At 72.3% G+C, this 24,127-nt stretch carries 23 protein-coding genes; 13 read left to right on the top strand and 10 right to left on the bottom strand.

The features are described from left to right. Positions 1-9: 9 nt before the first annotated feature. The 3 genes from sigJ to O3X23_RS35980 all read right to left on the bottom strand — a co-directional run bounded on the left by sigJ (position 10) and on the right by O3X23_RS35980 (position 2,045). Positions 10-894 carry an RNA polymerase sigma factor SigJ gene (gene sigJ / locus O3X23_RS35990; RefSeq protein WP_269276910.1) on the bottom strand — a complete coding sequence of 295 codons (885 nt, stop codon included), beginning with the start codon at positions 892-894 and terminating at the stop codon, positions 10-12. 49 nt (positions 895-943) lie between these two features. After that, the gene (locus O3X23_RS35985; RefSeq protein WP_269276908.1) at positions 944-1,417 is read right to left on the bottom strand and encodes a MarR family winged helix-turn-helix transcriptional regulator; all 474 of its coding nucleotides are present in this window, start codon (positions 1,415-1,417) and stop codon (positions 944-946) included. Positions 1,418-1,625: 208 nt separating this feature from the next. Continuing rightward, positions 1,626-2,045, bottom strand: coding sequence for an SRPBCC family protein (locus O3X23_RS35980; protein ID WP_269276906.1), 420 nt, complete (start codon positions 2,043-2,045; stop codon positions 1,626-1,628). Positions 2,046-2,146: 101 nt separating this feature from the next. On the opposite strand from O3X23_RS35980, the gene O3X23_RS35975 reads away from it, so the two are divergent. The 3 genes from O3X23_RS35975 (at position 2,147) to O3X23_RS35965 (ending at position 3,757) form a co-directional block, all read left to right on the top strand. Further along, positions 2,147-2,740 carry a GNAT family N-acetyltransferase gene (locus tag O3X23_RS35975; protein ID WP_269276904.1) on the top strand — a complete coding sequence of 198 codons (594 nt, stop codon included), beginning with the start codon at positions 2,147-2,149 and terminating at the stop codon, positions 2,738-2,740. 171 nt (positions 2,741-2,911) lie between these two features. Beyond that, positions 2,912-3,250 (top strand): PCC domain-containing protein, encoded by a 339-nt coding sequence (locus O3X23_RS35970; RefSeq protein WP_269276903.1) that lies wholly within the window; start codon positions 2,912-2,914, stop codon positions 3,248-3,250. A gap of 171 nt (positions 3,251-3,421) precedes the next feature. Beyond that, positions 3,422-3,757, top strand: a complete 336-nt coding sequence (locus tag O3X23_RS35965; protein ID WP_138358523.1) for a histone-like nucleoid-structuring protein Lsr2 — start codon at positions 3,422-3,424, stop codon at positions 3,755-3,757. A 178-nt stretch (positions 3,758-3,935) separates the two neighbouring features. On the opposite strand, the gene O3X23_RS35960 is transcribed toward O3X23_RS35965, so the two are convergent. Beyond that, positions 3,936-5,153 carry a M20 metallopeptidase family protein gene (locus O3X23_RS35960; protein WP_269276900.1) on the bottom strand — a complete coding sequence of 406 codons (1,218 nt, stop codon included), beginning with the start codon at positions 5,151-5,153 and terminating at the stop codon, positions 3,936-3,938. Positions 5,154-5,300: 147 nt separating this feature from the next. Between O3X23_RS35960 and O3X23_RS35955 the strand changes: the two genes are divergently transcribed. Further along, positions 5,301-5,774, top strand: a complete 474-nt coding sequence (locus tag O3X23_RS35955) for a VOC family protein (RefSeq protein ID WP_269276899.1) — start codon at positions 5,301-5,303, stop codon at positions 5,772-5,774. A gap of 195 nt (positions 5,775-5,969) precedes the next feature. After that, on the top strand, positions 5,970-7,463 hold the full coding sequence (locus tag O3X23_RS35950; protein ID WP_269276897.1) for a metallophosphoesterase family protein: 1,494 nt from the start codon (positions 5,970-5,972) through the stop codon (positions 7,461-7,463). A 60-nt stretch (positions 7,464-7,523) separates the two neighbouring features. Here O3X23_RS35950 and O3X23_RS35945 read toward each other — a convergent pair whose 3' ends face one another. Beyond that, positions 7,524-8,360 (bottom strand): DUF1932 domain-containing protein, encoded by an 837-nt coding sequence (locus tag O3X23_RS35945; protein WP_269276895.1) that lies wholly within the window; start codon positions 8,358-8,360, stop codon positions 7,524-7,526. A gap of 326 nt (positions 8,361-8,686) precedes the next feature. Here O3X23_RS35945 and O3X23_RS35940 point away from each other — a divergent pair, with 326 nt between their 5' ends. After that, positions 8,687-9,859: a glycoside hydrolase family 64 protein gene (locus O3X23_RS35940; RefSeq protein WP_443048082.1), complete on the top strand. Its 1,173-nt coding sequence runs from the start codon at positions 8,687-8,689 to the stop codon at positions 9,857-9,859. A 113-nt stretch (positions 9,860-9,972) separates the two neighbouring features. Beyond that, the gene (locus O3X23_RS35935) at positions 9,973-10,203 is read left to right on the top strand and encodes a DUF6011 domain-containing protein (RefSeq protein ID WP_269276893.1); all 231 of its coding nucleotides are present in this window, start codon (positions 9,973-9,975) and stop codon (positions 10,201-10,203) included. A gap of 37 nt (positions 10,204-10,240) precedes the next feature. On the opposite strand, the gene O3X23_RS35930 is transcribed toward O3X23_RS35935, so the two are convergent. From O3X23_RS35930 to O3X23_RS35920, 3 genes are all read right to left on the bottom strand, one after another. Next, positions 10,241-10,909 carry an LPXTG cell wall anchor domain-containing protein gene (locus tag O3X23_RS35930; protein WP_269276891.1) on the bottom strand — a complete coding sequence of 223 codons (669 nt, stop codon included), beginning with the start codon at positions 10,907-10,909 and terminating at the stop codon, positions 10,241-10,243. A gap of 204 nt (positions 10,910-11,113) precedes the next feature. Next, on the bottom strand, positions 11,114-12,355 hold the full coding sequence (locus O3X23_RS35925) for a GDSL-type esterase/lipase family protein (RefSeq protein WP_269276889.1): 1,242 nt from the start codon (positions 12,353-12,355) through the stop codon (positions 11,114-11,116). Then, positions 12,352-13,827: a glycoside hydrolase family 76 protein gene (locus tag O3X23_RS35920; RefSeq protein ID WP_269276887.1), complete on the bottom strand. Its 1,476-nt coding sequence runs from the start codon at positions 13,825-13,827 to the stop codon at positions 12,352-12,354. Before O3X23_RS35920 ends, O3X23_RS35925 begins: the two co-directional genes overlap by 4 nt. Before the next feature lie 232 nt (positions 13,828-14,059). Here O3X23_RS35920 and O3X23_RS35915 point away from each other — a divergent pair, with 232 nt between their 5' ends. The 3 genes from O3X23_RS35915 (at position 14,060) to O3X23_RS35905 (ending at position 14,951) form a co-directional block, all read left to right on the top strand. Then, positions 14,060-14,221: a hypothetical protein gene (locus O3X23_RS35915; RefSeq protein ID WP_269276886.1), complete on the top strand. Its 162-nt coding sequence runs from the start codon at positions 14,060-14,062 to the stop codon at positions 14,219-14,221. Positions 14,222-14,243: 22 nt separating this feature from the next. Further along, the gene (locus tag O3X23_RS35910) at positions 14,244-14,381 is read left to right on the top strand and encodes a hypothetical protein (RefSeq protein WP_269276884.1); all 138 of its coding nucleotides are present in this window, start codon (positions 14,244-14,246) and stop codon (positions 14,379-14,381) included. Between the two features lie 132 nt (positions 14,382-14,513). Further along, a complete protein-coding gene (locus O3X23_RS35905; RefSeq protein ID WP_269276882.1) occupies positions 14,514-14,951 on the top strand; it encodes a nitroreductase family deazaflavin-dependent oxidoreductase in 438 nt (145 codons plus the stop codon). 45 nt (positions 14,952-14,996) lie between these two features. Here the strand turns inward: O3X23_RS35905 and O3X23_RS35900 are convergent, their stop codons facing one another. Next, positions 14,997-15,632 carry an FMN reductase gene (locus O3X23_RS35900; RefSeq protein WP_269276880.1) on the bottom strand — a complete coding sequence of 212 codons (636 nt, stop codon included), beginning with the start codon at positions 15,630-15,632 and terminating at the stop codon, positions 14,997-14,999. Between the two features lie 67 nt (positions 15,633-15,699). Further along, the gene (locus O3X23_RS35895) at positions 15,700-16,806 is read right to left on the bottom strand and encodes an LLM class flavin-dependent oxidoreductase (RefSeq protein WP_269276928.1); all 1,107 of its coding nucleotides are present in this window, start codon (positions 16,804-16,806) and stop codon (positions 15,700-15,702) included. A 456-nt stretch (positions 16,807-17,262) separates the two neighbouring features. Here O3X23_RS35895 and O3X23_RS35890 point away from each other — a divergent pair, with 456 nt between their 5' ends. The 3 genes from O3X23_RS35890 to O3X23_RS35880 are packed head-to-tail and all read left to right on the top strand — an operon-like array spanning position 17,263 to position 24,079. After that, positions 17,263-17,823 (top strand): sigma-70 family RNA polymerase sigma factor, encoded by a 561-nt coding sequence (locus O3X23_RS35890; RefSeq protein ID WP_269276878.1) that lies wholly within the window; start codon positions 17,263-17,265, stop codon positions 17,821-17,823. Further along, positions 17,820-19,385, top strand: coding sequence for a hypothetical protein (locus tag O3X23_RS35885; protein ID WP_269276877.1), 1,566 nt, complete (start codon positions 17,820-17,822; stop codon positions 19,383-19,385). The genes O3X23_RS35890 and O3X23_RS35885 overlap by 4 nt, the downstream gene beginning before the upstream one ends. Next, positions 19,382-24,079: an FtsK/SpoIIIE domain-containing protein gene (locus O3X23_RS35880; protein ID WP_269276876.1), complete on the top strand. Its 4,698-nt coding sequence runs from the start codon at positions 19,382-19,384 to the stop codon at positions 24,077-24,079. The genes O3X23_RS35885 and O3X23_RS35880 overlap by 4 nt, the downstream gene beginning before the upstream one ends. Positions 24,080-24,127: the final 48 nt, after the last annotated feature.

Raw genomic sequence — 24,127 nt, 5'->3', positions numbered from 1 at the left:
CGCCGCGGGTCAGTCGCCCAGGGGCTCCCACGGCAATGTGGCGAGGCGGGTCGGGTCGGCGAGGAGGTTGATCTCGGTGACTTTTCCGGCGGTGATCGTGAAGCCCATGACCGAGAACAACTGTCCGTCGGGAGCCGTGACGATCCCCGGCGACCCGTTGATGAGTGCGGCTCTGGCGAACGGGGCGTAGGCCGCGAAGGTGACGGCCTGCCCGGCCACCTGCCGGGCCCCGCGGATGAGCCGGGAGACGCGGCCGTCCGCGGTGCCGGTGTCGGCCCGCATCAGGACGTCGGGGTCGAGGACCGCGACCAGCGCGTCGAAGTCGCCGCCGCGCGCCGCCGTCAGGAAGGCGTCGACGACCTCGCGCTGACGGCTCAGGTCCGCGTCGGGAGCGGGGGTCGCCCCCTGGACGCGGCGCCGGGCCCGGCTGGCGAGCTGCCGGGTCGCGGTGGGGGAGCGGTCCACGATCGGAGCGATGTCGTCGAAGGGCACGGCGAACATGTCGTGCAGGACGAACGCGAGCCGCTCGGCGGGCGGGAGTGTGTCCAGGACGACGAGCAGCGCGAGGCCGACGGAGTCCGCCAGCAGCACCTCGTGCTCGGGGTCGAGCCCGGCGGCACTGCTGATGACCGGGTCGGGAACATGGACGTCCAACGGGTCCTCGCGGCGTGTGGCGCGCGAGCGCAGCACGTCCAGCGACACCCTGGCGACGATCGTCGTCAGCCAGCCGCCCAGGTTCTCCACCCCGTCGGTGCCCGCGCGACTGGCCCGCAGCCACGCGTCCTGCACGGCGTCGTCCGCCTCACTCAGCGAACCGAGCATGCGGTAGGCCACGGCGCGCAAGTGGGTGCGGTGCGCCTCGAACCGCTCAGCGAGAAACTCGTCGTCGTTCATCAGTCACATTCTCCCGTTGCCCGGCGCCCCGTCGATGACCCGGGGCGCCTCACGGATGTGACCGCTCCCCGCCGCAGGCGGCCTCCTCCGGCCGGATGATGCGGGTCAGGAGGGCGATGAGCTGCGCGCGTTCCGCAGGGGAGAGAGCCACCGTCAGTTCGGCGTTCGCCTCGTCCCCCAGCTCCTCCGTGCGCCGCAGGCGCCGCCGGCCGCTCACCGAGATGGCGATGGCGTTCTTGCGGCGGTCCTTGGGGTCGGGCGTACGGGTCACCAGGCCGCGGCTCTGGAGTTCGTTGACGATCGCGACCATGTCCTTGGGGTCGATGCTCAGACTGCGGCCGAGCTCCGCCTGGGACACCGGCCCGAGTTCGGCGACGGCCGACAGGGCCGCGTGGTGCATCATCCGCAGGCCCTCGCGGGCGAGGGCCGCCGCGACCAGGCGGTGCCCGCGGGCGGCGGCACGCCCCAGCAGCCAGCTCGGCAGTTCACGGAGGCGGGCGGGGGTGTACGGGTCTTCGGCCATGCGGCCACAGTACCGACTCATTCATTGGGGTTACCCATGACCTTCTGATGCCGCAGGAGGAGCCGGCCGGCCGCCAACGGCCGTGTGCCGCCCGGCGCGAGGCTGCGGAAATACCGTCCCGCGGAAGCGCGGTCCCGCCGCTCGATCGAGCGGCGGGACGGACCGTGGCCGCCGTTGCCGGGGCTCTCGACGGTGGTGCCGGGTGCCGTCAGCTCCGCGATGCCAGGGCGGCCAGCGACGCCAGCGTGTCGGGCCAGTCGGCGGTGATGCCCGGGCCGATCTGCGGTCCCGCCTCGTCGGAGCCTGCCCCGCTGATCTCCATCCGGTACACCACGCGGATCCGGTCCTGGCCGAGCGGCTCGATCCGGTGCGTGGTCCGCAGCAGCAGGTCGCCGAACCGGGCCTCATCGACGAACAACTCGTTCTCGACCGCCTCCGCGACGAGCAGCGGGATCGGGTCGTCCCCGGGAGGCGTCATCGTGATCCGCGCGCCGGGCGCGAGCGGGCCGCTGATCTCGATCTTCTCGATCTCGGCGTTCCAGGCGCCCCAGTTCTCCACGTCCGCCCAGAGGCGCCAGACCGCCTGGGGGGTGGCGCCGGTCTCGATGCTGCTCTCGTATTCCCACATGGTGGCCTCCTCGACTGGTTAATCTCCCCATAGATTATCTGCGCGACGACTATCCGTCAAACGGTTGGCGCCACGCTTCCGAGCCGCCCTACTATTCCCCGATGATCAAAGGAAACCTGGTGAGGCTCCGCGCGTTGCACGCGGAGGACCTGGACCATCACGTGCGCTGGCGCAACGACCCGGAAGTGGTGCACTGGGCCACCGGCGGCAATCCGCACTTCGGCCCCGTCACCCGGGCCGCCGTGCAGCGCGGCTTCGACACGATGCTCGGCCTCGACCCCGCCGACTCGCAGGTCCTCACCGTGCAGGACCTGGTCGACGGCAGGCCGATCGGCATGGCCGACTACCGGGACCTCGATCCGTTCGCGGGCGGGGCCACGGTCGGCATCACCATCGGTGAACGGGACTTCTGGGGGCGGGGGCACGGCACCGAGGCGTTGCGGCTGCTCGTCGGGCACCTCTTCGACACCTGCCGGCTGCACCGGGTCGAACTCGATACCTGGAGCGGCAACGAGCGGGCCATGCGCGCCTTCGAGAAGACCGGGTTCCGGGAGGAGGGCCGGCGCAGGAAGGCCGTGCTCGTGGCGGGGGAGTGGCACGACAACGTGCTGTTCGGGATGTTGCGGGAGGAGTGGCGGGAATCGGCCGACGGCCGGAACGGCCGTCCGGAAAGGGATGCCACGCCGATCGCGTGAGTCTCGAATCTCCGGGAAGGGACGGAGGACGAGGCCGGGAAGGGACCGGAAGGCGGCGGGAAGAGGCCGTGCGGCGGTGCGACCGCGCCGAGGGAGGGAATGCCGCCCGCGGCCACGGGGCGCGCCATAGGCTCCGGGTCCTGAACCCGCATTGCGCTGGGGAGTGATCGCATGCACGTATTCGAGGTCCGAAGTGGCGAGCTGTTGCAGTCGATAGGGGACCAGGCCGCATCGGCGGGCATCGCGGACGGGGCGATCGTGTCCCTGATCGGCGCGGTGGACGCCTTTACCGTCTCGACGATGTCCGCAACCGATGCCGGCAAGGACCAGCGCACGTACTACACCTGCCCCGCCGAACTCGGCGGTACGGGAGAGATCCGGGACGGCGACGTTCACATTCACGCCGTTCTGGCGGTAGCAGGCGATAAGGCCATCGCTGGGCATCTGCTCCATGCTCGGGTGGAAACGCACTTTGTGCGGGCGTACGTACTCCCCGCGCTTCCCGCATAGTTCGGGCCTCCCTGTCCGAACTCCGGGCAGGGCGCTATGCGGAGCGGGATCGGGCCGCTAATGCGGCCCAGGGGATCGCCGGATCACTCTGCCGTGCTACCCGTCCGTACACACGAGCGGACGGTAAGTGATTTCTATACGGCCCCCCGCATTACTGCTAATCTGCGGCCTATGGCTCAGAAAATCGTAACCATTTACACGGACGACCTCACCGGCAAAGAGTCGGCGGAGGCGGCCACTCACACGTTCGCCGTTGATGGCGTTGTCTATGAAATCGACCTCGCCCCGGACAGCTTCGACTCTCTTCTCGAAGCGCTGAACCCCTTCATTGCGGCCGGACACAAGGTGGGCCGGAACAAGGGCGCGAGCGGACCGCGCAAGCTCGCCGGCGCCGGTTCCGAGGACACTGCCAAGATCCGGGCCTGGGCCAAGGAGAACGGCTACGACGTGAACGACCGCGGACGCGTCCCCGCAGCGGTTCGTGAGGCGTACGAAAAGGCGCACTGAAACCCGTACTCGTCCGCCGACGGCCCCGCCGCTCTTCCGGAGCTGCGGGGCCGTCGTCGTCCGGCGTCGGGGCAACAGTTCTCCCGGTGCGGGGAATTCCGCCTCGCGGGAATGCCGGCCGGGATAGGGGCGGCCGAGGGGCCGGACCGTTTCGAGCGGTCCGGACGGAAGGCGGTCCTCAGCCCCTGTCGAGCCGGCCCAGGGCGAGTCCGGCGAGGAGCGCCGCCGCGTCCGCGAGCACGCTGTCGTCGAAGGCGGCCTGCGGGGAGTGGTTGTACGCGGCGGTGGCCGGGTCGCGATCGGCGGGGCAGGCGCCGAGCAGCAGATAGGCCGAGGGAACGAGCTCGGCGACGACGGAGAAGTCCTCGGAGCCGGCGACAGGCCACGGCATGTCGATATAGCGATCCGCTCCCAGGAGTTCGCGGACCGTCTCGGCCGCGAAGGCCGTTTCCGCCGGGTCGTTGATGGTGACCGGGTAGCCCTCGGTCACCACCGCGTCCACCGTCAGCCCGTGCGCCTGCCCGATGCCCCGGACGACCACGGGTGCCCCTTCCAGCACGCGGGCCCGCGCCTCGGGCGAGAAGGAGCGGATGGTGGCGGCGAAGACCGCCTCGTCGGGGATGACGTTCTCGGCGGTACCCGCGTGGAAGCTGCCGACGGTGACGACGACCGGATCGAAGGCGTCGAAGCGGCGGGTCACCATGGTCTGCAGGGCGGTAACGGCCTCGCAGGCGGCCGGGATCGGGTCCAGGGCGAGATGCGGGCTCGAGCCGTGCCCGCCGCGTCCGCGCATCGTGACGGTGAGCGTGTCGGACGCCGCCATGATCGGGCCGGGGCGGCAGGCGACCCAACCGCTGGGCAGCTGCGAGGAGGTGACGTGCAGGGCGTACGCGGCGACGGGCGTGCTCCCGGCGGCCGCCAGCACACCCTCGCCGACCATCAGCCGGGCGCCGCCCAACCCCTCCTCGCCCGGCTGGAACATGAACACCACCGTCCCGGCCAGCTCATCGCGCCGCTCGCACAGCAGCCGTACCGCGCCGACCAGCGCCGCGGTGTGCAGATCATGGCCGCAGGCGTGCATCACCCCGGCCACGGCGGAGGCGTACGGGACGCCGACGGCCTCCCGCACCGGCAGCGCGTCCATGTCCCCGCGCAGCAGCACCACAGGTCCCGGCAGGGCGCCGCGCAGCACGGCGGTGACGGAGCCGAGCTGCCTGCCGAGGGAGATCTCCAGCGGCAGCCCCTCCAGCGCGGCCAGCACCCTGGCCCGCGTCAGCGGCAGGTCCAGCCCGATCTCCGGCTCCCGGTGGAGCGCCCGGCGCAGAGCCACCAGCTCGGTCCGGAGCGCGGCGGCGGACCGGCGAAGGCCGGCATGGCGGGGTGCTGCGTCGGTCATGGCATCTCCTGGGACTCCTGGCGGCATCGGTGCTCCCATCCTCGCCGCCGGCTCTCCCGGATTTCTCGCGCGGTGGCGATGACTTTCGACCGGTGCGACGGTCTGTACAGGAGCAGGGCAGAACACCCACGAAGCGAGGAGAGCGCCATGCCGCGGATCACCCCCAATCTCTGGTTCGACACCGAGGGCGAAGAGGCTGCGAATTTCTACGTCTCCGTGTTCCCGAACTCGGAGATCACGAGCATCACGCACTACGGTGAGGCCGGCCCGCGGGAGGCCGGGACGGTACTGACGGTCGGCTTCGTGCTCGACGGCCAGGAGTACATCGCGATCAACGGCGGCCCCGAGTTCCCGTTCACCGAGGCCGTCTCCCTGATGATCACCTGTGCCGACCAGAAGGAGATCGACCACTACTGGTCCAAGCTCTCCGAAGGCGGGGAGGAGGGTCCGTGCGGCTGGCTGAAGGACCGCTACGGACTGTCCTGGCAGGTCGTCCCGACCGGAATGGTCGAGCTGCTGAACAACCCGGACACGGCCCGCGCCCAGCGGGCGATGTCGGCGGTCATGGGGATGAAGAAGCTGGACGTGGCGGCCATCCACGCCGCCGCGGACCAGGCGTAGCCGCTGCCGCAGTCAGGGCGCGGGCCCGGCCGGACCTCGTCCGGACGCCGCCCGCGCCGGTGCGCCGCCCGGCTGCGGCGGGACGGGACGGGGGTGCGACGAAACGGGCCGGAGGCGGGACGGGACCGGAGACGGGGCGGATCGGGGCGGGGGTCCAAACCGGTTGGCCCGACGGGGTGTTGCTAGGGTGCGCCGGTGTCACTTTCCTCGCGCGATTCAGCGACCGGTGCCGGATGGCACGGCCAGGAGCTCGGCCGGTTCGAGAGCCTGATGCCGGATCGGGTCAGCAAGCTCTCGTGGCTGAATCCGGCGACCCTGTGGAGCGCCCGCAACGGCCCGCTCGCCTCCCTCCTCGGCGACCCGACCAACGACCAGCGGCGGCGCTGGGTGTCCGGGCAGCGCGATCGCGGAGTCCCCGCGGATCTCGTCATCGCGCGGGACGACCCGGAGACGTACTCCTTCATGCTCATCGCGGACACCGGCGAGGGCGACGCCCCGCAGTACGCCGTGGTCCCCGGCCTGCTGACAGCGGCCGAGGGCTCCCGGTTCGCCGTGCTGTCCAGCGACGTGATCTACCCCGTCGGCAGCGTCAACGACTACGGCCCGAAGTTCTTCCGTCCCTACCAGGACCTCAACGCGCCGATCTACGCGATACCCGGCAACCACGACTGGTACGACGGCCTGACGGGCTTCATGCGGGTCTTCTGCCAGGCGCTCGCGCTGCCCCCGGCCGGCCGCCCGAGGCTTCTGTCGCCGGCCTGGTGGCGGTCGCTGCTGTGGAAGAGCCCGGAAGTCGCCGACGAGCAGCGGCTGAACGAGGCGCGGTCGCTGCGGTCGGCCCCCGCGCAGCAGTGCGAGCAGCCCGGACCGTACTGGGCCATCGACTCGGGGCCGCTGCGCATCATCGGCATCGACACCGGGCTGCTGGGCGGGATCGACCAGGAGCAGGGGGAGTGGCTGCGCCGCGTCTCCCAGGGCCCGCGGCCCAAGATCCTGGTGACCGGTTCACCCATCTACGTGGACGACAAGTACCACCCGTGCGCCATCGAGGGCGGCGGCACCGTCGACGAGATAGTCCGCGACGCGGACTGCCACTACGTCGCGGCCATCGGCGGCGACATCCACAACTACCAGCACTTTCCGGTGGACGTGGACGGTCGCAGGATCGAGTACATCGTCTCCGGCGGCGGTGGGGCGTTCATGCACGCCACCCATGTCATCCCACGGGTCACGGTCGCCGGTGTGGCCGAGGAGGACTTCCGCTGCTATCCGCTGCGGGGGGACTCATTGGCCTTCTACAGCGGGCTCTATGGCCGGCGGCTGCGCATGAAACGTTTCTTTGACCTGACCGCCGAGCAGGCGTCCGCGGTGATCGCCGGCCGGCTCGGCATCCCCGCGACGCGCACGACGAACGCGCCGGTGACCCTGCGCACCCGGCTGGTCGCCACCCTTCTCGGGGTGCCCTCCCGGCCCGACGGCAGATCCTGGTTCCGGCTTCCGGTCCGCAAGGTGTACACCCGGGTCCTCTCGCCGGGGGCCGCGACCTACGCCCCGCCGTTCTTCAAGAGCTTCCTGCGCCTGGACGTCACCCCGCACGACCTGCGGATCCGGTGCTTCGCTGCCACCGGCTACCGCGAGCAGGAAGCCGCCCCACCGGTCGAGGACGACTTCACGATCCCTCTGCGATGAGGCCGGCCGGCCGGCGACCTGGATGCGCGGACCGTCCGGTCCACGGCCCCGCGACGACGGTCAGGGACGGCGCAGCATCCGCAGGGCCTCGTCCGTACTGAGAGAATCGTCGTCCTTGCTGTCGTTCCAACGGGCCAGGGTGCGGGCGGCGGCCCGCAGCATGTCGTCCGGCAGGCCGGCGGCGGAAGCCAGGTCGGCGGCCTCCTCCAGCTCCGGCCCCCAGCGCCAGGCACGGGCGGCCGTTCCCGCGATGCGCCCCGGTTCGGCGAGCGGGGAGTCGGCGAGGCGTGACGTGAGGGCGAGGAGTTCCTGCCCGACGCCGTGCTCCTGAGCCATCCCGAAGGACAGGGCGGCCATCACCTGGGACGTCTTGCGAAGACCCGCGTAGGCGAGCTTGAGCGCGGAGGCCTGGCCGACCTCGCTTCCGAGTGCCTTGGTGGCCACGTCCGTTCCGGCGAACAGCTTCTCCATGACAGCCGTCGCGGGCGCCGGTCCCGAGAGGAAGAGTGTCGGCGCCTCACCGCCGGACGGGGGAGTCCCGGTCACCGCGCCGTCGAGGACCAGCGCCTCCGGCAGCAGACCCACGATCCGGCCGACGCGTTGCGGCGAGATGGCGTTGGCCTCCAGGTACAGGCCCTCGAACCCGTGCGCGCCGGCCTCCCGCGCGACGTCCTCGGCCGCCGCCGGCGGGCACAGGCTGATGACGATGTCCGCGCGCTCCAGCAACGCGGCGGATGTCGCGACCGGTTCCAGCCCGTACCGGGTGGCGCGTGCCGCGGTCCGCTCGCTGCGCCCGGCCGGGCACCACAGAACGGTCGCCGCGTGGGTCGCGGCCTGGGCGGCGACGGCCGCACCCATGCTGCCCGGGTGCAGGATCCCGACGATCGGTTTGGCCACGGGTGCAGCTCCTTCATAGATGCTCGGCGAGGGGTCGATCGCGTCGACGACCGGGTCGACCGTACGGTCCCGGCCTGGCTGTTCGTCAAACCCGGTCCACTCCATCGGTGTTGTCGGTGTTGTCAGAGGTGGAGCAGTTTCTGTTCCGGCTGTTGACAGGGAACTTCCGGACTCGCATTCTGAGAGCGCTCTCAGGCCGAATGGTCCGGACCAGCTGGCAGGGAGCCGGTCAGAGGTGGCCGTATGTCCCCCCACTCCCGCACCTCCCCCCACGTGGTGTGTACAGCAAGGAGCCAAGCGTGTTCGCCAAGAAATGGAAGCTGTTGGTGTCGCTGATATCGGCGGCGGTCATCGGCACAGGCCTCGCCACCATCGGGCCCATCGCGCCCGCCGGCGCGGCGATACCCGACACGATTCCGCTCACCTTCACGAACAACTCCGGCCGCGGCGAGCAGATCTACATCTACAACCTCGGTACCCAGCTCTCGACGGGCCGGCAGGGCTGGGCCGACGCCGGCGGCACGTTCCACGCCTGGCCCGGCGGCGCCAACCCGCCGTCCCCGGCGCCGGACGCCGCGATCGCGGGACCGGCCAACGGCAAGTCGATCACGCTCCGGATGCCGAAGTTCTCCGGACGGGTCTACTTCTCCTACGGCCAGAAGCTCGTCTTCAAACTGGCCCTCGGCGGGCTGGTGCAGCCCGCGGTGCAGAACCCCACCGACCCGAACCACAACATCCTCTTCAACTGGTCCGAGTACACGCTCAACGACTCCGGGCTCTGGATCAACAGCACCCAGGTCGACATGTTCTCGGCCCCCTACGCCGTCGGCGTCAAGCTCCCCAACGGCTCGACCAAGTCCACCGGCCACCTCAAGGCCGGCGGGTACAACGGCTTCTACAGCGCGCTGCGCGGCCAACCGGGCGGCTGGGCCAACCTGATCCAGACCCGCTCCGACGGCACCGTGCTGCGCGCCCTCGCACCCGGCCACGGCATCGAGTCCGGCGCCCTGCCGGCCACCGTGATGAACGACTACATCAACCGGGTGTGGAGCAAGTACGCGAGCTCCACGCTGACCGTGACGCCGTTCGGTGACCAGCCGAACACCAAGTACTTCGGCAGGGTCTCCGGCAACGTCATGAACTTCACCAACAGCGCGGGCGCGGTGGTCACCACCTTCCAGAAGCCCGACGCCGACAGCATCTTCGGCTGCTACAAGCTGCTGGACGCACCGAACGACCTGGTGCGCGGCCCGATCTCCCGCACCCTGTGCGCGGCGTACAACCGGTCGACGCTGCTCGTGAACGCGAACCAGCCCGACACGAGCTCCGCGAGCTTCTACCAGGACGCGGTGACCAACCAGTTCGCCCGGAAGATCCACGCGCAGATGGTCGACGGCAAGGCGTACGCCTTCGCCTTCGACGACGTCGGCAACCACGAGTCCCTGGTCAATGACTCGAACCCGCAGCAGGCGTACATCACCCTGGACCCCTTCAACTAGGCCCCCGGGTCCCGTCGCCGCAGCAGTGCCGCCCGCCCGGGTAACCGGGCGGGCGGCCGCGCGCGGGCCGGCCCGGCGGGTCTCCCGGGGTGCGGGCTGGTAGACCTGGGCGTATGTTCTCCGCCTCGGACTCCGACCCCGCGACCCTGCCCGGCTTCGCCGCCGCCGACGAGACGGTCGCCGGACGCCCCCGCGTCCTGTGCCGGCTGTGCGGGCGGCCGCTGAACGATCCGGAATCCCGGCTGTGGGGTCTGGGCGAGGGCTGCCGGAACAAGCTCGACACCCGCAGCGCGCCCCGCCCGGCCGCCAACGACGTCGAACAGGAACGGCTGCCCGGGACCTGAACCGCGTCGAGCCCTGCCCGCGCCGCAGGGCGCTGCGTCAGTGGCGACCCGTGTCGGCGCGGCGGCGCAGGACGAACAGCCCGCCGGCGCCCACGAGGAGGAACGCGCTGGCGAGTACGGCGATCGTCTTGCTGTCGCTGCCACCGGTCGTCGCGAGGACGGTCGTGGGGGTGTCCGAGGGGGACGGCGTGGCGGGACGCGTCGTGGAGGGCGCCGCGGAGACGGGTGCGGCCTTCGTCGGAGTCGCGGTGGGCGCAGGGGTCCGCGACGGGGTCGCGGGCGCGGTCGTCGGCTGCGCGGGCAGCGCGCAGGCGGTGTCGGGAGAAACGGGGAGGACGTCGAAGTCGACCCCGGCCAGGTTTCCGGCCGTCACCTGGACGTACCACTGGTAGCCGGGACGCCACTGCACGAGGATCTTCCGGGTGACCCCGGCGGCGGTCGGATGGGCGATGTGCACGGTGCCGACGGCCGGCCCGTGCAGGCCGGACGCCATGCGGAGCAGCACGGAGACGTCGGCCGGCGTGCCGGACGGGTCCTTGTCGGTGACCGTGACGGCGGCCATCGGCACACCGGTGCTCGTGTCGCACGCCGCCACGGCGTTCGCACTGAAGTCACTGATGCTGCAGGCGGCGGCAGGACCGGTGGCGAGCAGAAGCGCGCCTGCTCCGGCTGCGGTGGCGGCGAACAGCCCGCGCTGGGATATCACAGTTTCCTCCACACAGTTCATGAAGGCGGGCGCGCCAAAGGCAACGGTGTCCGCACGGTGCCCCGCGCCATCACGTGGACGTCGAGACCTCTTGAACCGGTCGCGGGCACGCGGGCTTTGGGGGCGTCACTCATCGTCAACTCCTCCGCGCCTCCTGTCAACTTGGTGATCACCAGGCAGAAAGACGGAACCGGAGGGAGCGGGTCAGCCGATGGGGACCCCCGCGAAGACCCGCCCCCGATCGACCCACCCGCCGTGGCCATCGCCCCCGATCCAGCCGTAGGCAACGGCCGCGTTGCTGCCCGGTTCGGTGAGGAGGCAGTCCGCGTTTCCGACTCCGGTGAGGTCGGCGAAGGAGACCAGTGCGGCATCGCTGGTCAGACCCGTCGCGATCCCGCCGAGCGACACCCAGCCGCTGTGTCCGTCCCCGCCCCGGTTGAGATACGTCTGGACGGCACCGCTCGCGGCGATCACGCTGTAGTCGGCTCTGCCGTCTCCGTCGAAGTCTGCGAAGCGCACGCGTGTGGGGTCGGTGGTGAGGCCGGTGGCGATCTGGCCGAGGGCGGACCAGCCGCCGTGTCCGTCGCCTCCGCGGTTGAGGTGCACGGAGACGGCGCCGCCGCTCGCGACGGTGAGGTAGTCCGCCTTGCGGTCGCCGTCGAAGTCGGCCCAGCGCACCCTGCCGGCGCCGCCGGCCTCGGTCCCCGCGCCCAACGGCGCTCCGCCCACCGCCCATCCATCGGTGAACGCGCGGTCCAGCGCCGCGTAGAACGGCTGTGCCATGCGCTGGTACCCGGCGTCGTTGGGGTGCAGGCGGTCGATCCGCTCCGCGGCGGTCAGCGCGGGCGGCTCGACGTACCGGAGCTTCTTCCCCGCCTGCTGCTCGGCGCTCGCGAGGGCCCGCAGCCGCGCGTTGCACACGCCGGTCTGCGTCTCCAGACCGGGGGTGGCCGGGATGAGGCCCATGGCGAGGACGGTGATGCCGGGCCGGTCGGCGAAGACGCGGTCGACCAGCGCGGTGAGCCGGTCCGGGGCGTGCGCGGTGTCGAGGTTCCGGTCCAGGTCGTTGATCCCGATGTGGAGCAGCACGACATCCGGTCGCGTCCCGGCCAGCCAGCCGTCGACACCACCGCGGATCTGGTCGATCGTGTAGCCGCTGTGCCCCTCGTTGGAGAAGGCGGGCAGGCTGCCGGACGCCTGGGATCCCACGAACCGCACGGAGTAGCGGGACTGGCCGGCCAGCAGGTTCCACAGCGGCAGCCGGTACGAGGAGGTCGTGGCGCTGCCGGCGCCCCAGGTGATCGAGTCGCCCAGCGGCATCACGCGCAGGACGGGCGGGGCAGGTGCCGCGGCCGCGCAGGCGAGGGAGGACGGCAGGGCCAGGGCGAAGGCTCCGAGAAGGGTCAGGAATGCGCCGAGCCGCCGCTTCCCGGTGAGCGGCCTCATGACGCCGCGTTCATCAGGTCGAGCGCGCTCTGCTGCCGCGCCGCGTCCGTCGAGTCCAGGGGCCCCGACCAGCGCAGGCCGTACTGGTCCAGTGGATTGCGGTCGGCCGCGTGGGCGCGGTCCGCCTGCCGCCGCAGGTAGGAGGTGAACGGGTGGTCGGGCAGCGCCGCGTCGAGCCTGCCCAGTCCGCGCACGTGCGCGCCCTTGAAGGAGGGCCCGTCGGCGCCGCAGCCGCCCGTCTCGCAGGGGTCGCGGAGGATGCCGTCAGCAGTGTTGAGGGACGTGGACGTCGTCGCGGCGGTGGCGATCTGCCGCGCGGTGGCCAGGAGGGCCGGGTCGTTCGTGGCGCGGTGCAGTTCGGTGAGGCCTGCGAGGAGCACGCCCTGGTTGTAGGACCAGACGGTACTGCCGTTGTTCTTGCAGGTCGACATACTGATCCCGTCATTGACGAGGTGCGAGGAGTTGACCAGGCCGGTCCGCTGGAACCAGGACCAGCCGGCCTGGGCGCGCTGCAGGTAGCCGGTGTCGCCCGGGATCCGGTTGTGCAGCGCGGCGTTGAGCTGGATGTAGAGGGAGTTCGGGATGGCGTTCTTGGTGGTCCGGGACGTGTTCCACCAGACCCCGCCTCCGCAGGTGGCGTCCCAGTACGCCGCCATGTGGTCGGCGTCCGCGCGGGCGGTGCTCAGATACTGGCTGTCGCCGGTGAGGTCGTAAGCCGCCACCCACGCCAGCCCCCACCAGCCGGTGTCGTCGAGGTACTCGTTGCGGAACTGCCCGCCCCGGGCGTTGACGTTCAGGTCGTAGGTGCGCGCGACGGCGTAGGTGTAGCTCCCCATGCCGGTCACGCGCATGTTGTCGATGAGCGCGGTCAGGGCGTTCGCCGCGTTCCACCAGCCGGTCGTGTCGAACAGGCCGGTGGAGCGGTTGTAGAACTGCATCTGCGCGGTGGCCGCCGCGGTCCGCCGCTCGCCCGCGTTCCAGGTGGTGCGCGCCCAGGCGGTGCAGGCGATGTCCGCCCGGTCGGCGGCCTTGCCGCAGGCGCGCAGGGCGCCGACGCCCTGGGCGTTCCAGTCGTCCACGTTGTACATCGGGGTCCGCCGGTCGCGCCGGCCGGCGGGCACGGTGGCGTCCCCGAGCCGGCTGCCCGAGGCCCAGCTGCGGCCGCCGTCGAAGGACCGGTCGAGCCAGACCTCGTCACCGGTGCTGCCGTTGTCGATCGACGCCCAGCCCATCGCGTCCTGGTCGTCGAAGTGCAGGGTGAGGACGCGGGAGTGGACGGTCGCCGTGACGGGTGCGCGGTCCTGCGGGGCGAGGGCGGGGTCGCGGCCGTCGCAGTACTTGTTGCAGACGGAGGCCAGGACGGCCTGCACCGGAGGGAGGGACGAACCCTCCGGTGAGGCGGTCGCGGGTGGTGACAACGTTGTCCACAAGGCCCCGAGGAGCACGGCGGTGCCGAACCGGATTGCCTTCATGTGACCTCCGGAGACCTGACGGCCGGCGGAGCGGCCGGCACGAAGTCTGAGAGCGCTCACAAAAGTTAATGGCGGGGAGAAGGCCCGTCAATGCGCCGGACATGATGATCTGTCGGGGGCGCGGGCCGGCCGGAGCGGCGTGGTGTGATCACCGCTGATTCGTACGCGTGTACCTTTCTGGTAGCGCTGCCCGTCCGCCTCTGCGGACGGGACCGATTGTCAGAAGGTGCCCATGTCTTCGTTGTTCTCCGAAACGCTCCGCGCGGAATCCAGCCCGACCCACCAGGCCCCGGGCCCGTCGACGGATCCGTTCCTCTCCCCGGCCCTTCTCCCGTTCGACGCGGCGGAATCGGACGGTGAGTTCGACCAGGATCTGGAGAGCGCCTCGCGGTAGCCCGTGCGGTGCTGCGACAGTCGTGCCGCCGCTGTTCGATGGCGCTCGCGACCTGCCGCGGCTGCACTGGCTGGAACATCCCGACCTGAGGGCGGCCGAACTGAGACTCGCGCCCGACCTCAGTGCCGTCGTCGGCACCTACACCCCTGCGACCGGCTGAGCCTTCCCCGTCCGGGTGGGCGTCCGGGTGGGCGTCCGGCGAGTCGCGGGTGTGCTTGGATCCATGGACGCGAAGGGGTCTGTCCCGCAGAGCTGCGGGCTTGTCGGGTCTCTGGTGAGGGCGGGAGCGGTGATGGCGAAGAGCTATCGGGTCGGTGCCGGTACGCGGGCGGTGAACGGCGTGTTCGCGGTGATGACCCGCTTCGGGATCGGCAAGGGATACCGGCACGTACTGACCGTCCGGGGCCGGACGTCCGGTCAGCCGCGCTCCACGCCCGTCGATGTGATGGAGTCCGACGGTGGCCGCTGGCTGGTCGCGGCGTACGGAGTCACCAACTGGGTGCACAACGCCCGGGCCGCGGGACAGGTCCGCATCGGTCGGGGCGGGCGCTCCGAGGACTTGCGGGTCGTCGAGCTCGAACCTGCGGAGAGCGTCCCGGTGCTGCGCCAGTACCTGCGCGAAGTCCCGATCACCCGCGCGTACTTCGATGTGACCCCGGACTCGACGGACGAGGAGTTCGCCGCCGAGTCCGTCCGGCATCCGGTGTTCCGGCTGCTCCCGCTCGCCTGACCGGCGCCGGCACACCGGTACTCGTCGCGGCCGGCGGCAGGCGTCTCAGCGGCCGGACGGCCGCAGCGCCGCCAGCTGCTGGGCGAACGGCACCACCTGCTCCGGCGCGGCCGTCCCGTCGGGCCTGCCGGCCAGCTGGTCGGCGAGCTCGCCCGCCGCGCGGGCGATCCGGGCGGCGAGGCCGTCGGTGGTCGCGTCCCCTCCGGAGCCCCAGTCCTCCGAGGCGGCGTAGACGGCGGTCGGCACGACGAGTGCCCGCAGGTAGGCGAAGAGCGGTCGCATCGCGTGCTCCAGCGCGAGCGAGTGCCGCGCGGTACCGCCGGTGGCCGCGACGAGTACCGGTGTGCCGGCGAGCACCCCGTTGTCGAGCACGTCGAAGAACGACTTGAACAGGCCGCTGTACGAGGCGCTGAAGATCGGGGTCACGGCGATCAGGCCGTCGGCCCGCTCCGTCGCCTCGAGGGCGTCGCGCAGCGCCGCGCTGGGGAAACCGGTCACCAGGTGGTTGGCGAGGTCGACGGCCAGCTCGCGCAGTTCGATGACGCGGACCGTGACCGCGCGGTCCTCGTCCCGGTCGCTCAGTGCGCGCCGGGTCGCCTCGCCGAGTCGGCCGGCCAGCAGGCGCGTCGAGGACGGTTGGCTCAGACCGGCCGAGACGACGACGAGATGCCCGGTGTTCATGGGCTCCTTCTCTCCTGAGTTCCCCGGGGGGCAACGGGGGTTCGGCGGGTTCGACGGCTCGGCCGGCTCAGACGGCGTCGGCCGTGTCGTCCGCCCCCTTCGCCAGGGCGCGCGCGACCAGAGCGGCGTGGGTGGGGCCTTCGGGCACCCCGGCCGGTCGCGCCGAGGCGAACTCCTTGCGCAGCACCGGCACGACTTCCTCGCCGAGGAGGTCGAGCTGTTCCAGGACCGTCTTGAGCGGCAGGCCCGCGTGGTCCATGAGGAACAGCTGGCGCTGGTAGTCGCCGAAGGAGTCACGGAAGGTCAGGGTCTTGTCGATGACCTCCTGCGGGCTGCCCACGGTCAGCGGGGTCTGGTCGGTGAACTCCTCCAGGGAGGGGCCGTGCCCGTAGACGGGGGCGTTGTCGAAGTACGGACGGAACTCCCGTACGGCGTCCTGCGAGTTCTTGCGGATGAAGACCTGCCCGCCGAGACCGACGACCGCCTGCTCGGGGGTGCCGTGGCCGTAGTGGGCGAAGCGCTCGCGGTACAGCTCGATGAGCCGCACGAAGTGCTCCTTCGGCCAGAAGATGTTGTTGGCGAAGAATCCGTCGCCGTAGTAGGCGGCCTGTTCGGCGATTTCCGGGCTGCGGATGGAGCCGTGCCAGACGAACGGCGGCACGTCGTCGAGCGGCCGTGGCGTGGAGGTGAAGGACTGCAGCGGCGTGCGGAACGTGCCCTGCCAGTCGACCACCTCGTTGCGCCACAGCTCGTGCAGCAGCGCGTAGTTCTCGACCGCGAGCTCGATGCCCTGGCGGATGTCCTTGCCGAACCAGGGGTAGACCGGTCCGGTGTTGCCGCGTCCGAGCATCAGGTCGACGCGGCCGTCGGCCAGGTGCTGCAGCATCGCGAAGTCCTCGGCGATCTTCACCGGGTCATTGGTGGTGATCAGCGTCGTGGACGTGGAGAGGATGATCCGCTCGGTCCGCGCCGCGATGTAGCCGAGCATGGTCGTCGGCGACGAGGGCACGAAGGGCGGGTTGTGGTGCTCGCCGGTCGCGAACACGTCGAGACCGACCTCCTCGGCCTTCTGCGCGATGGCGACCATCGCCTTGATCCGCTCGTTCTCCGTGGGCGTCGTCCCCGTCGTGGGGTCGGCGGTGACGTCGCCGACGCTGAAGATGCCGAACTGCACTGTGCTCACCACATCCATTTAGTTGCTGATTCAACTATCACTCCGAACGGTCGGGTCCGCAGATCTATTCCCCGCCTTCTGCGCAGGTCGGAGGCGGGGTGTTCGCAGTCCGCACGCGCGGCTACCGCGTGTGATTACCGCCTCGTTCTCGCCGCGTTGGCCGCGGGGCCGGACGGCCGCCCGCGAAACCCCGCGAGTACCGCTCCGACAGGCGCGGGCCTTGGCCGGACGCCGGTCGCACGGCCTCGCGCGGAGGGCTGAAACCGGTCGTGGGGGTGGCGCAAACCGCCGCTCCCAGGGGTGATTTGGCCGATAGCCGCCTTTGCCTCCGCCCACGTCCCGTGACTAGGGTGTGCGGTCTGTGGTGGTCCCACCTATCCGGCGCTCCCCTCCCTTGCCCGGTTCCCCGCACGACGGCCGCCCCGATCACCCCGAACCCTCCGAGGCAGCAGCACCATGAGTTCAGCGGCACTCTCCGCACCGCGGTACGCGAAACGCGAGACGGACGAGCGGTTCACCGCTTTGATCGGACCCCACCGCCCACCACTTCTGCGCTACGTGCGCTCGCTCCTCCCCAACGACCCGCAGCGGGCCGAGGACGCCGTGCAGGAGACCCTGCTGCGCGCCTGGCTGGTGTCCCCGGCCGGGACGGGGACGGGGCGCGCCGACGGCTTCCAGCCCGGTCTGCCCTGGCTCTGCACCGTGGCCCGGAACGTGGTCATCGACTGGAGTCGCAGGGACGGCGTCCGCCCGGCCCTGCCCACCGCGTACCTGCCCGAGACGGCCGCCGTCGCGGATGACCAGGGGCGGGTCGTCGACCGCACCCACCTCGTCGAGTTGCTCGCCCCACTCTCCCGCCCCCACCGTGAGGTTCTGGTGTACACGTACCTGCTTGGATGTTCCGGCCCTGACACGGCGCTCGCCCTGGGAATTCCGACCGGAACCGTCAAGTCCCGCTTGCACCACGCGATGCGCGACCTGCGACGTTCCGCCGCCTACGCGCGGGAGTGCGCGTGACCGGCCGCACGGCGCCCGCCGGCGGGCAGCCGCTCGCCCTCGCGATGCCCGACCGGAACTCCTGGCTGATCATCATCGGCCTGCTGGCCGCGCTGATCCTGCTGATGTGGGTCGCCTCCCGGATCATCAGGTCCCAGGGCGGGTTCCGGCGAACGTGCCGGCGCGTCGTGTGGGAGGCCCGGATGACCGGCCGCGCGTTCTCCCAGCCGCTGCGCGCCTGGCGGCTGCACCGCCGCTGCGCGCGGATGCTGACGTCGTTCCTCGCCGACCCGGAGGCCCGGGAGCTCGTCGGTGCGGCGCTCGACCGCGCCGACGCGGCCCAGGGCGCCGGTTGCTACGCCCCGACCGTGTGGATCGGCCCGTCGCGCGACCGGACGCGGGTGGTCATCGCGGGCCGGGATCCGCTCGGCCCGTCCGGTGAGTGGACGGACGCCGCGGCCGGGCCGGGAGAGTGGACCTGGTCCGCCCCGGCACCCGTGGAGCCGTCAGCGGTCGAGGAGGACCGGGAACGGCTGCTGCTCGTCGTCGGTGTCGACCGCAGGGCGCCGGGGGTCGTCCTCGTCGACTGGCGGAGCGGCCCGCCCGCACTGGTGGTCGAAGGCGACGCGCGGGTGGCGCGCAGCGTGGTGCACGCGCTGACCGCGCAGCTCGACAGCCTGCCGCACGGACCTGAGGTGCTCGTCGCCCGCGGTCTGCACCCCCGGTTTCCCGGCCCTGAACTCGACGACCTCATCGCGGACCTGGCCGTGCGCGGGAGCGCGGAGGCCGCGCCGGTGACCGACCAGGACCTGGAGACGGCACCCGACCCGGACTCCGACCCGGACACCGAACGGGACGCGGACCTGCCGCCGGTCCTGGCGTGCTGGATGCCGAACCCGCAACAGGCGGAGCGGCTGGCCGCTCTGAGCTCCGAAGGCAAGGCCCGGGTACTCGTCGGCGGAAGCCTGCCGGGCTCCAGTTGGACACTGCACGCGGAGCCCGACGGCCGGTTGCTGGGTCCCGGCATGCAGATCGACGTCGAGGCGGCCTCGCTCGGCAGAGCCGTGGGCCGCGCCATCCGGCGCCTTCGGTCGCGCGCCCGGGCCACGGCTCCGGCGACGGCCCCTTCCGTCGCCCCGCCGCCCGGAACACCGGAAACCCCGTCGGTCACGACCGTTGAGGTGGCGACCGTCGAGGCGGCGACCGGACAGACCGGTGCCGGCGACCCGGACTTCACCGAGCCCGCCGCATCGCCCGCCGTCACCACGGAGCCGTCGACGCCGGCCGCGGAGCCCGACGTCGCGCACGGTTCCCCGGGTGAGCGCGCACCGCTCCCCGCCACGGCCGCCATCCCGGCCCCCGCGCCCGCACCGGACCTCGGCCCGGCACCGGCCCCGCAGCCGGACCCGACGCCGGCCCCCGCCCCGGCACCCGTCCCAGCCCTCGCCCTGGACCCGGACCTCGACCTCGCGGAGCCCGAGCCCGCCGCCGCGCCCACGCGCTCCGCGGGCGTCTCCGCCACGTCACGTCCCCAGCCCGCCGCCCCCGGCGAAATCCCGGATCGGACTGCTCCCACCCCGTGAGACTCTTCCTCAGCATCACCCCGGCCGAAACGCCGGACCAGGGCCGCGATCTCATGATCGACGTCACCGGCGCCACCACCGTGGGCGCGCTCGTCGCCGGGCTGTCCCCCGACGGCCGGGAGGCGGGTGCCCACGGCGGTACGGGATCTCCCGGCGGGAACGAACCGCCCGCGCTGTACCTGGGGGACCGACGCCTCCCCGCCGAACTGCCGCTGTCCGCCGCCGGAGTGCGGGACGGAGCCCGGCTCGGGCTCGGCGGTCCTGCCGCGCCGGAGAGCGGGGGATACGGGCCGCTGCGCGACCTGCTGCCACCGCCGTCCCGGTCCGCGGACGGCGAACGGCTGCCCCGCGGCCCCCGGGTGGAACTGCAGCTGGTCGGCGGCCGGGACGCCGGGCGGGTGTGGCTGCTGGAGCCCGGCACGCACGGCGTCGGCCCGCTGCCGGGCAGCGCCGTCCACCTCGAAGGACGGGACGTGCCGTCGCAGGGGGTGCGGATCACCGTCCGTCCCGACGGGACCGTACTGCTCAACACCCAGCAGGCCGACGGCGTCGCGCTGTCCGCGCCCGAGCCCCCGCCGGCCCGGCCGCGTGCCGACGCGATTCCGCTGCCGCCCGCCCCGGCCCCGGAACTGCCCGACCCGTACGCCGACGCCCACGAGCCGCTGCCACGGGGCTGGCAGGAGTGGCCGCTCGGCGGCGAACTGGTCCTGGGTGAGTTCCTGCTGCGGGTGGCGGAGCCGACCGAGGCGGACGCGGCCGTCACCGTCTCCGCCGACGGCGCGTTCCTCGACTTCAACCGGCCGCCGCGGATCATCCCGCCGCTGCTGCCCGAACGGTTCGTGCTGCCGTCGCCGCCGAGCCCGCCCACGAAGCGCCCGGTGCCGCTGCTGGTGGTGTTCGCGCCGCTGCTCCTCGGCGTCGCCATGGTCACCATCCTTCATTCGTACTTCTACCTGATGTTCGCGGTCTTCAGCCCGGTCCTGGCCATCGGCAACTGGATGAGCGGCCGCAAGAGCGGTCGCCGCGAGTACACCGACGGCGTCGCCAGCTACCGGGCCCGGCGCACCTCCCTGGAACAGGACATCCAGCAGAAGGTCGCCCGCGAGCGGCGGTTGCGGGTGGCGGGCGGTCCCGACCCGGCCGAGGCCGGACTGTGGGCGGTCGGCCCCGGCGCGCGCCTGTGGGAGCGGCGGCGCGGCCACCCCGACCACCTCGTGCTGCGGGTCGGCACGGTCAGCCAGTCCTCGCTGCTCACCGTCGAGGACACCTCCCGCGAGGACAACCACCGCTCCGTCAACTGGCGGATCCCCGACATGCCGGTCGGCGTCGACCTGACCGGCGACGGCGTGCTCGGCATCGCCGGCGAGCGTGACGCGGCCCGCTCGCTGGCCCGGTGGGCCGTCGCGCAGGCGGCGATCCTGCACAGCCCGCGCGATGTGCGCATCACCGTCCTCACCGACACGGCGGGCGCCCCGGCCTGGGAGTGGGTGCGCTGGCTGCCGCACGCCCGACCCGGGCGCGGCGGCGTCTCCGCGGAGAACTCCGGCGGCCCGGCCGTCACCCTCGGCAACGACCCGGAGACCGTCGCCAACCGCGTCTCGGAACTGGTCTCGGCCGTCCGCTCCCGGATGCGCGCCCGCAACTCCGCGATGAGCGGGGCGCTGCTGAGCGAGCCGGACCTCGTGGTGGTGCTCGACGGGGCGCGGCGGCTGCGTGACGTGCCTGGCGTCGTGCAGGTCCTGAAGGAGGGGCCGGCCGTCCGGGTCTTCCTGATCTGCATCGACCAGGAGGAGCGCATGCTCCCCGAGGAGTGCGTCTCGGTCTGCGTCGTCAACGCCCGGGACGTGACGCTGCGCCGCACCGGCAGCGCCGACCTCACCGAGATCCGCCCGGACCTGGTCGACACCGACTGGTGCGAGCGGATCGGCCGGGCCCTCGCGCCCGTGCGTGACGTCACGCCCGACGGCTCCGACGGCCTGCCCGACCGGGTCGGCCTGCTCGGCCTGCTGGAACTGGAGCCGCCGCGGGGCGAGGAGCTGGCCCGCAGGTGGTCCAACCGTCCGGCCTCCACCGCCGCTCTGCTAGGAGTCGGCTACACCGGTCCGGTCACCTTCGACCTGATCAAGGACGGCCCGCACGGGCTGGTCGCCGGCACCACCGGCGCCGGCAAGTCCGAGCTGCTGCAGACCCTGGTCGCCTCGCTCGCCGCGGTGAACCGGCCCGACGAGATGACGTTCGTGCTCGTCGACTACAAGGGCGGCAGCGCCTTCCAGGACTGCGTGCGGCTGCCGCACGTCCTGGGCATGGTCACCGACCTCGACAGTCACCTGGTGGAGCGGGCCCTGGCGTCGCTCGGCGCCGAACTCACCCGGCGCGAAAGGATCCTGGCCCAGGTGGGCGCCAAGGACCACATCGAGTACCGCTCCCTGCGGCGGCGCGATCCGTCGCTGGCCGCGCTGCCCCGGCTGCTGCTGATCATCGACGAGTTCGCCACGCTGGCGCGCGACGTCCAGGAGTTCATCCCGGGCCTGGTCTCCATCGCGCAGCGCGGCCGATCGCTGGGCCTGCACCTGATCCTCGCCACCCAGCGGCCCGCCGGTGTCGTCACCGCCGACATCCGCGCCAACACCAACCTGCGGATCTCGCTGCGCGTCACGGACAGCATGGACAGCCAGGACGTCCTGGAGGTCAACGACGCGGTGACCATCTCCGCGGCCACCCCCGGCCGCGCCCTGGCCCGGATCGGACACCGTTCCGTCCTGCCGTTCCAGACGGCCTTCGTCGGCGCGCCGCGCGCGGGCAAGGGCGACGACGGCGAGCAGCCGCGTCCTGACGCCTCGGCAGGGGCAGGCGTGGAGGCCCGGTTGACGGCGGAGCCTCCCGTCTGGACCAGCGAGGTCATGTGGACGCAGCTGGGGCGGACGGCCGCCGAGCCGGGCCCCGAGCACGCCTCGGACGCCGACGCGCCGGAGCACTTGGACGACCCGGACGCGCCGACCGATCTGACGGCCCTGGTCGAGGCGATCCGGGACGCGGCGGTGGAGCTGGACGTGCCGCACCAGCCCAGTCCGTGGCTGCCGGCGCTCGAACAGGCCGTCTCGCTGCACGATCTGCCCGAACGGCCCGACCTGCCGAACGGCCGGCTGGCCGCCGTCCCCTGGGCGCTCGCCGACCTTCCGGGCATCCAGCGCCAGGAGCCCCTGGAGCTGGACTTCTCCCAGTTCGGGCACCTGTACATCATCGGCACCCCGCGATCGGGGCGGTCCCAGGCGCTGCGCACGATCGGCGGCGCGCTGGCCCGCCGCCACTCCTCGGCCGACGTGCACCTGTACGGGATCGACGCGGCGGGCGGCGCCCTCGCGGCGCTCAGCGCGCTGCCGCACTGCGGCGCCGTCGTCCCCCGGGCCGACCTGGAGCGCCTCAACCGGTTGCTGGCGCGCCTGCTCGCGGAGATGGGCCGCCGTCAGGAGCTGCTCACGCAGCACGGCGTGGCCAACCTCGCCGAGCTGCGCACCCAGCTGCCGGCGGCCGAGCGCCCCGCCCACCTGGTCGTCCTGATCGACGGCTGGGACTCACTGGTCGCCCTGCTCGGCGACCACGACGGCGGCCGGCCGGTCCAGGAGCTGACCGCGCTGATCCGCGAGGGCGCGCCGATGGGCGTGCACGTCATCGCCACCTCGGAGCGCGCCCTGCTCTCCGGCAAGGTCGCGTCGCTCAACGACGAACGCCTGCTGCTGCGGCTCACCGACCGCAGCGAGTACATGCTGGCGGGCATCCCGGCGAAGCTGATCCCGGCCGTCGTCCCGCCGGGGCGCGGCTGGCGCGGCGGCAGCGCCGCCGAGGTGCAGGTGGCGCTGCTCGGCGAGCTGTCGGGCGGCGTGCCCACCGGACGGGAACAGGCGGACGCGCTGCAGCGCATCCGGGACGAGGCGTCGCGCCGCGACCGGGACGTCCCGGCCGCGCGCCGGCCGGCCCGGGTGATGACGCTGCCGAAGCAGGTGACGTTCCACGACGCCTACGAGAAGGTGCCGGCCGCTCAGCGGCGCCCGCTGTGGGGGCTGCTGGGGATCGGCGGCGACGATCTGGAGCCGGTGGGTGTGGACTTCGCGGCGGACTCGCCGTCCTTCCTCATCAGCGGTCCTCCCGGGGCGGGCCGTTCCACCGCGCTGGCCAGCCTCGCGGTCTCGCTGCTGGCCGGTGGCACCCGCGTGGTGGTCATCACCCCGCGCGAGTCGCCGCTGCGCGGGCTGCGCAGGCACCCGCAGGCCGTCGTGCTGGAGTCGCCGGATCCGATGGCGGAGGAGGTCCGCGAGGCGCTGGAGGCCGGGTCCGGGCCCGCGGTGGTCCTGGTGGACGATGCGGACCTGCTCGCCCAGATGCCGGCCGCCGACTCGGTGCTCCGCGACATCGCGGCCACCGGGCGCGACCGCGGCTACGGGCTGGCGGTGGCCGCCACCGCGGAGACCCTCACCTCGGCGGGCATCGGATGGCTGGGCCAGGTGCGCCGGGTCCGCAAGGGCGTCCTGCTGTCGCCGCAGTCCCCGGCCGAGGGCGATCTGCTGGGCATCCGCGTCCCGTACGACCTGCTGCGCGGGCGGCCCACGCCCGGTCGCGGGCTGACGGTCGACCCGGTGTCGGGCCTGCTGGTGTCGGTGCTCGTGCCGGAGACGGTGCTGCGGGCGGACGACGCCTGACCCGTCGCGGAGAACGCGCGAGCCCGCGGCCGCCTCGCAAGGCGGCCG

The sequence above is a fragment of the Streptomyces sp. H39-S7 genome (genome assembly GCF_027158205.1).
GTDB lineage: Bacteria > Actinomycetota > Actinomycetes > Streptomycetales > Streptomycetaceae > Actinacidiphila.
Note: the sequence above shows the minus strand (reverse complement) of the source record. Positions and strands in the feature narration are given on the sequence as shown.